This window comes from Ligaoa zhengdingensis (assembly GCF_014384885.1).
GTDB lineage: Bacteria > Bacillota > Clostridia > Oscillospirales > Ruminococcaceae > Ligaoa > Ligaoa zhengdingensis.
In genome coordinates, this window is sequence record NZ_JACRST010000083.1 from 1 (window position 1) to 1,111 (window position 1,111).

The following is a 1,111-nucleotide window of genomic DNA, read 5'->3' on the forward strand; positions in this document are numbered from 1 at the left end:
TGGTAGCGGTGTCCCAGTTGGTCACTGCTTGCGCTGTTTTGCTCAACGCACTCACGTCGGCCGCGGTCAGCGTCACCGCGCCGGTCTTGCCGTTCACCGATTCCACCGCTCCGCCGCTGACCGTGCCATCCGCCTGATAGGCTAGCGCGCTCCAAGCGCTCGCGCCGTCGCCGATCTTCCACTTTCTTGTGTCTCTTTCAAATCCGATTTCGCCGCAGAGCAGCACCGGGTTTGCCGCCGTCCAGTTTGCCGCCGTATCACTGCGCTGCTGCTGCCTCGCCTGAATGGTATACTCCGCCATCAAGCACCGCCCCCATCTAAGATCAGCGTATCAGTCGTGTGGATTAAGGTATCACCGCCCTGAAGATCGGACACCGATTTTGCAGCAAAGTTTTCTTCAAAGTTCGCTGTCGTCCGCGCCTCTGTATAGTAGAGGTTTGTCCCCTCTGCAATATCAGATGTGGTCAGGACGACGGTTCCGGTCTTGCCATTGACCGACAGCACCGCGTCTTCGGGCACGAGCAGTTCCAGCCAGTTGCCCACTACCGCAGGGTCATCTGCGCTAAGGACATAGCTCTTATTTACATCGCTGCGAATGGCGATATCGCCGGTCTGCGCGGTCAGGGCCAGCATCTCCGCTTGGCTCGATACCGCGTATACTTCCGATATCGCAATTGCCGGTAGCACATCAACCGCCAGTTTGCCGCCAGTGCCAAGCACCGGGATATTCCCTTCCGCTGTACCAACGTCTTTTTTGGCGGCTGTCCCCGCGCCGATCACATCTTCGATGTTGACCGTTGTACCTTCTCCGCTGCCCGCGATGTAAGCCAGGGCGCTCCATGCTTTTACACCGTCGCCAAACTTAATTTTCCCGGTATCAACCTCTAGCCCCAGCTCGCCTTTGAGCAGGATCGGATTTGCGGTTGTCCATTGTGCCGCCGTCGCATTGCGGGTTACAATACGGCTGTTTAGCGTGACATTAGCCATCTGCTCCACCTCCATTTATGATTTTGATGTCGTTGTAGTCCGATCCGACTACATAGTATTTCAGCGCATCCGCGTCCCAGCGGTAGGTTTTGTTCGTTCCGGTGTCGATGTACATGACGTAGAT

Annotated in this window: 2 protein-coding genes; both read right to left on the reverse strand. The window is 56.6% G+C overall.

From position 1 onward, the window contains the following. On the reverse strand, nt 1–301 hold a 301-nt coding region (locus H8711_RS13760), incomplete at its 3' end, for a hyaluronate lyase N-terminal domain-containing protein (RefSeq protein ID WP_488153811.1). Then, nucleotides 301–987 (reverse strand): hyaluronate lyase N-terminal domain-containing protein, encoded by a 687-nt coding sequence (locus H8711_RS13765; protein WP_249283898.1) that lies wholly within the window; start codon nt 985–987, stop codon nt 301–303. The genes H8711_RS13765 and H8711_RS13760, both read right to left, overlap by 1 nt. Between the last annotated feature and the right edge of the window lie 124 nt (nt 988–1,111).

What these genes read in the sequence shown, in the direction of transcription:
- H8711_RS13765 (WP_249283898.1), bottom strand. Translation starts at nt 987, where the DNA reads ATGGCTAATGTCACGCTAAACAGCCGTATTGTAACCCGCAATGCGACG.